This window comes from Bartonella ancashensis (genome assembly GCF_001281405.1).
Taxonomy (GTDB): domain Bacteria; phylum Pseudomonadota; class Alphaproteobacteria; order Rhizobiales; family Rhizobiaceae; genus Bartonella; species Bartonella ancashensis.
The window spans coordinates 86,280-92,500 of sequence record NZ_CP010401.1 but is presented as its reverse complement, the minus strand read 5'-3'; the positions used below and the strand labels follow the sequence as shown (position 1 = coordinate 92,500).

The window sequence follows — 6,221 nt, the reverse complement described above, 5'->3', positions numbered from 1 at the left end:
TGACGGCGTACCTTTTGTATAATGGGTCAGCGACTTAGTCTAACGAGCAAGCTTAAGCCGATAGGTGTAGGCGTAGCGAAAGCGAGTCTGAACAGGGCGTTCAGTTCGTTGGATTAGACCCGAAACCGAGTGATCTAGCCATGAGCAGGCTGAAGGTAAGGTAACACTTACTGGAGGGCCGAACCCGTATCTGTTGCAATAGATTGGGATGACTTGTGGCTAGGGGTGAAAGGCCAATCAAACTCGGAAATAGCTGGTTCTCCGCGAAATCTATTTAGGTAGAGCGTTAGTTGAATTCTCCAGGGGGTAGAGCACTGGATGGGCTAGGGGTCCTCACCGGATTACCAAACCTAACCAAACTCCGAATACCTGGAAGAACTGACTGGCAGACACACGGCGGGTGCTAACGTCCGTCGTGGAAAGGGCAACAACCCTAACCACCATCTAAGGTCCCCAAGTTATGGCTAAGTGGGAAAGGATGTGAGGATCCCAAAACAACCAGGATGTTGGCTTAGAAGCAGCCATCATTTAAAGAAAGCGTAACAGCTCACTGGTCTAAATAAGGGTCCTTGCGCCGAAAATGTAACGGGGCTAAAGCCATACACCGAAGCTGTGGATTTACTCTTATGAGTAAGTGGTAGCGGAGCGTTCCGTAAGCCTGTGAAGGGAGACTCGCGAGAGCTCCTGGAGGTATCGGAAGTGAGAATGCTGACATGAGTAACGATAAAGGGAGTGAGAGACTCCCTCGCCGAAAGTCCAAGGGTTCCTGCTTAAAGTTAATCTGAGCAGGGTGAGTCGGCCCCTAAGGCGAGGCCGAAAGGCGTAGTCGATGGGAACCACGTTAATATTCGTGGACCTGTGGGAAGTGACGGATTGCGTAAATTGTAAGGTCTTATTGGATTGATCTTGCAGTGAAGTGATCCCAGGAAATAGCTCCCACATATAGACCGTACCCGAAACCGACACAGGTGGACAGGTAGAGAATACCAAGGCGCTTGAGAGAACTACGTTGAAGGAACTCGGCAAAATGCACGCGTAACTTCGGAAGAAGCGTGACCCTTTAGCGGGCAACCGTTAGAGGGTGGCACAGACCAGGGGGTAGCGACTGTTTACCAAAAACACAGGGCTCTGCGAAGTCGCAAGACGATGTATAGGGTCTGACGCCTGCCCGGTGCTGGAAGGTTAAGAGGAGATGTGCAAGCATTGAATTGAAGCCCCAGTAAACGGCGGCCGTAACTATAACGGTCCTAAGGTAGCGAAATTCCTTGTCGGGTAAGTTCCGACCTGCACGAATGGCGTAACGACTTCCCCGCTGTCTCCAACGTAGACTCAGTGAAATTGAATTCCCCGTGAAGATGCGGGGTTCCCGCGGTTAGACGGAAAGACCCCGTGCACCTTTACTATAGCTTTACACTGGCATTTGTGTCGATATGTGTAGGATAGGTGGTAGACTTTGAAGCAGGGGCGCCAGCCTTTGTGGAGTCATCCTTGAAATACCACCCTTATCGACATGGATGTCTAACTGCGGTCCGTTATCCGGATCCAGGACAGTGTATGGTGGGTAGTTTGACTGGGGCGGTCGCCTCCTAAAGAGTAACGGAGGCGCGCGATGGTAGGCTCAGAACGGTCGGAAATCGTTTGTTGAGTGCAATGGCATAAGCCTGCCTGACTGCAAGACTGACAAGTCGAGCAGAGTCGAAAGACGGTCATAGTGATCCGGTGGTCCCGTGTGGAAGGGCCATCGCTCAACGGATAAAAGGTACGCCGGGGATAACAGGCTGATGACCCCCAAGAGTCCATATCGACGGGGTTGTTTGGCACCTCGATGTCGACTCATCGCATCCTGGGGCTGGAGCAGGTCCCAAGGGTATGGCTGTTCGCCATTTAAAGCGGTACGTGAGTTGGGTTCAGAACGTCGTGAGACAGTTCGGTCCCTATCTGCCGTGGGTGTAGGAATATTGACAGGATCTGTCCCTAGTACGAGAGGACCGGGATGGACGTATCTCTGGTGGACCTGTTGTGGCGCCAGCCGCATAGCAGGGTAGCTATATACGGACGGGATAACCGCTGAAGGCATCTAAGCGGGAAACCCACCTGAAAACGAGTATTCCCTGAGAACCGTGGTAGACTACCACGTTGATAGGTCAGGTGTGGAAGTGTGGTAACACATGGAGCTTACTGATACTAATAGTTCGATAGGCTTGATCGTTCCCATTACCTCTATTCATTCTCAAGCAATAATTATAAAAGCAAAAAAACCAGTTTCTCCTTCTATCTATACCTTTCGCTGACTTGGTGGTTATGGCGGAACACCTGCACCCGATCCCATCCCGAACTCGGCCGTGAAAGGTTCCAGCGCTGATGGTACTTTGTCTTAAGACACGGGAGAGTAAGTCGCTGCCAGGTCTGCTAAGGGTATAAATAGATGTCAATAACAGTTCTAAATATGAACAAAATGGTAGACCATAAAAAACGCCTGTCCTGCATGCGTTCTAACTAAGTCTTCGTGACGCGGGGTGGAGCAGCCCGGTAGCTCGTCAGGCTCATAACCTGAAGGCCGCAGGTTCAAATCCTGCCCCCGCAACCAAAAAATATCCCCAGAAAATCTCCGCAGTTCACGTTAAACTATCAGATCTCCTTCCAAAAAAGAGGCATCTGAAACAAAAATCTCACATAAACAATGCATTTGCTTCGTTAAACAATTTAAATGAAAATTTATCAAAACAGCCATAAATCTTTTGATAGGGGATCTTCTTCTCGGAAATAAAAAAGAGAAGCAATTTATCCTTTAAAAAATCTGAAATAACCTCCCGGAAAAAAACTCTTCCTATGCTCCAATCATGCGCTAAGACTCTCCTTCACAGATAAATCAAAAAAGCACCCATATCCTCAAAAAATACATGGAATAAAAATCGCTATATAACCATATGTAAGAAAATATATGGTGCTACCGTGCCGCTTAAAAAACTTTCTTCATCAAAAGAGACATACTCTCTAGAGGATCCTTACCTCCTATAATCTCAAAAACTTCTCTAGCTATAGGAGTATGAATGCAATGCTCACGAGAAATTTTAACAATCGCTTCACAAGTCTTAACTCCTTCAGCTACTTCACAAAGATCCATTAAAATAGAATCCAAAGAAATACCAGACGCTAAACCTAAACCAACACGATAGTTCCTCGATAAAAAAGAATTCGACGTTAAAAATAAATCTCCTGCGCCGGATAAACCTAAAAATGTTTGAAGTTGTGCACCAAAATGTCTTCCAAATTGATACATTTCTACAAGCCCACGCGATAAAATTGATGCCTTAGCATTCTGGCCTAGCTTCAAACCATCACAAATTCCACTAGCTATAGAAATAACGTTTTTGTATGCACTTGCTATTTCTCCACCAATTATATCGTTTTCAATATAAGGTTTGATGAAATTGGGCATTCTGTTTGCAAATTCTTGAGCACAGGCAAGATTATGTGAATGAATGCTTAAAGCACATGGAAGACTCAAAGTAATTTCTTTAGCAAAACTTGGTCCTGCTAAAAAACAAAGATTCTCTAAAGAAACAAAATTTTTAGCAATTTGACTAACGAATGCTCCTGTACCTTCTTCAATTCCTTTGCTTGCAATAAGTATCTTAAGATTTTTATTTAGCTGTGCATGAGTAAACCACTCTCTTAAAGCTTGAACACTGATAGCAATGACAAAAAGGTCTGAGGCTAGACTTTCTTTTAAAGAAGATTGCAGAATAATTGGGCAGGAGTTTTTGCTCAAAATTTCATTTAATGGCGCTAATGTCGAGGTAATATCACGTCTCGAAACAATGAAAACTTCATTCTTTTGGGAAAAAGCGAACGCAAGAGCTTTCCCCCAAACTCCACCACCAAAAATTGTTATCTTCATTCTTTGGTTATTTAAATGCTGCATCATTTGTTAACATTTCATTCAATTTTATTGTTTTGTAAAGCACGGAAAGCTCCAACTTCATCAATTAGAAAACGAGATTCCATGAAACAAGTAATCTTTTTTAATTGGCGCAAAATCTCACCAGGAAAATTTTGCGATATTTGTTTTCTAAAAAACATCACATTGTTCTGCCTTCAGCATTTTGATGAAGGAAAGATTTTCTGTACCATTATTTCCAATTTTTACTGAATAGCACATCTCCCACTACTACACTGATTAATAGCAGCACTTCTTGGTGATTGTCCAGCTCCTCTTCTGTTTTCTCCTTCGCCAGTGCAATTATTTTGAGAAACGTAAAGACTCACGGAGGGTGGATTTAGCGGAAGCATCTGAAATGTTGTGAGTGAATAAATTGTAAGAGCTCCTCTTTCTGAAAGGTGAGACATTAGTGTTTCTGGTATTCTTGTCGAGATAATGTTATTTCTGAACGAGACGAGGGTATAGTTAGGTGTGTTTGTAGGTATTAAGACTAATCCTTGTCTTGTTCTTATTATAGGCTGGACATGACCAGTGAGGTCAGTCTGATCATGATTTCCTACGACAACAGCAACAAATCCAACTGTGCCAGGGGAGGTATTTATAAGACGTTGAAGAACATCTCTTATCTCATTATGGGTCCTTGCAACAGTTGAAGGTCTCCATAAATTTTGGGTCATTAACATCGACGCGATCACGTGAGCTGCTCTACTTGTCCGCGTATGAGCATCTTCTCCTGGGCGGTACGGCGTTGTTTCATAGACATCTGTTGTTTCAAGCCTTATTGCCAGCTCAGGATACCTTTGGCGTAATGATATAAATGGATCTACGTGACGAGCCGTGTCAAAGAAGTATCCTCCACTTTGAAGAGGAGAACTCTGATGATACTCTTGTAATTCAGCAAGTATTTGCATGGAATGTAGCATGCAGGATCCACAAAACCCAATAAGTTCCTCAGATGTAGGAGAAGAACTTGTGGCTATCTGCCATAGCCTTTGTGTCCATGCTGGAGTAAGATCAAAATCAGGAGGAAGAGAGTATTCTATTTGCAGCTCAGAATTCTGAGAAGTGCTCTTTTTTTTCCCAGGAGCAGGGCAGTAAGTAAGTGTTTTTCCCAAATTTCCGTTAACATAACGATTCCACTCTTCGATATCATGAGAAAGGGTGAAATTAGATTTAGGAGAATTTGTAGTATCTTTTTCGATGTAGCTAGGTTTCATTGTGTAGGGAACACCCCAATTAGCACCAAATTGGGTAACTCTCAATGGGTTTCCCTGATAGTCTAAAATAAAGCCTTCACGACCATCCAGCTGGGAAATATCCCAGGAATAAGAGTCTTTTTGAGACTGCACTTTATCTGTACAGTCTTTCCACTCCACCCAATTCCAGTTTTCTGAAAGAGATTGCTTAGAACGCATGCAAGAGAAGGTACCATACGCAGAATTATACTGTGCAATGTGACCATTTTCTGGATTATAATATAAAGGTAGTGGACTTGCAGATGTTGAAGATGAATTATTTTGAAGGTAATAGAACTGGAAGGCAGGAGGATAAACGTTGATATATGGCCACCCGACGAATGTTTTGAAAGAAATATTTCCAGGAGGAGCAATTGTTGTGGTCCAAGACTTCATCTGAGATGTCAATCTATGATCGTAGTAGACACTTTGGTCCTTTGAGATATAAGCGTACCATTTGATATCTTTAACACGAAATTGCCCATTGGCTGTGAAAAAAGCATTATCTTGGATGATCCAACGTTGATTGGCATCATTGATGACACAAGGTCTCAACAAGAGATAGTCCCAGTCAGCCGTAGGTTTTCCATCAATACCTGTGACTGAGCTAGGAGCAGTCATACACAACCAAGTATCATTTATCTTCCAGGATACTCTCTGGAATATGTCGTAACGCGCCTGTTTGACATTTGAAGAAGTACAATTGTCAATGTAGACGTATCCCTCTCCTCCCGTAAATACGGGTGCATAACAATATTCGCTTTTTGTATGAACTATGACACGAATAGCTTTATCATGGGGAGTATCAGGGTGCTTTTGTGGGACAGGAATAGGAGCAGAGAAAGCGGTATGAACCACTAATAAGTTCAATAAGGATAGGAGCAGACGCAATTTCATGTTATTTTCTTTTATACATACTTTCTGCCTTGATATTAATGAACCGGTCTGACAAGCACATCTCGTATATTTTTCAGAAAGATAGAGTTTTACGACGGGTCAAATGAAACAATGAATTTGTGTTTTATATATGTTTAACATGCATT

The 6,221-nt window shown here is 43.3% G+C and carries 3 protein-coding genes, 1 tRNA gene and 2 rRNA genes (1 of these 6 only partly in view); 3 read left to right on the top strand and 3 right to left on the bottom strand.

What is annotated here, in order from left to right; genetic code table 11:
• From PU02_RS00495 to PU02_RS00485, 3 genes are all read left to right on the top strand, one after another.
• Positions 1-2,209: ribosomal RNA gene (locus PU02_RS00495) — 23S ribosomal RNA — on the top strand (it extends 602 nt beyond the left edge of the window).
• A gap of 82 nt (positions 2,210-2,291) precedes the next feature.
• Positions 2,292-2,406: ribosomal RNA gene (gene rrf / locus PU02_RS00490) — 5S ribosomal RNA — on the top strand.
• Between the two features lie 104 nt (positions 2,407-2,510).
• Positions 2,511-2,587 (top strand) — tRNA-Met (locus PU02_RS00485).
• Between the two features lie 372 nt (positions 2,588-2,959).
• Here PU02_RS00485 and PU02_RS00480 read toward each other — a convergent pair.
• The 3 genes from PU02_RS00480 to PU02_RS00475 are packed head-to-tail and all read right to left on the bottom strand — an operon-like array spanning position 2,960 to position 6,075.
• The gene (locus PU02_RS00480; protein WP_053944590.1) at positions 2,960-3,901 is read right to left on the bottom strand and encodes an NAD(P)H-dependent glycerol-3-phosphate dehydrogenase; all 942 of its coding nucleotides are present in this window, start codon (positions 3,899-3,901) and stop codon (positions 2,960-2,962) included.
• Positions 3,902-3,939: 38 nt separating this feature from the next.
• The gene (locus tag PU02_RS06790; protein WP_158404008.1) at positions 3,940-4,086 is read right to left on the bottom strand and encodes a hypothetical protein; all 147 of its coding nucleotides are present in this window, start codon (positions 4,084-4,086) and stop codon (positions 3,940-3,942) included.
• Positions 4,087-4,146: 60 nt separating this feature from the next.
• Positions 4,147-6,075, bottom strand: coding sequence for a DUF1561 family protein (locus tag PU02_RS00475; RefSeq protein ID WP_053943611.1), 1,929 nt, complete (start codon positions 6,073-6,075; stop codon positions 4,147-4,149).
• Positions 6,076-6,221: the final 146 nt, after the last annotated feature.

Excerpts from the sequence above, each read along its gene's own strand:
- PU02_RS00480 (WP_053944590.1), bottom strand. The coding sequence starts at position 3,901 with ATGAAGATAACAATTTTTGGTGGTGGAGTTTGGGGGAAAGCTCTTGCG.
- PU02_RS00475 (WP_053943611.1), bottom strand. The coding sequence starts at position 6,075 with ATGAAATTGCGTCTGCTCCTATCCTTATTGAACTTATTAGTGGTTCAT.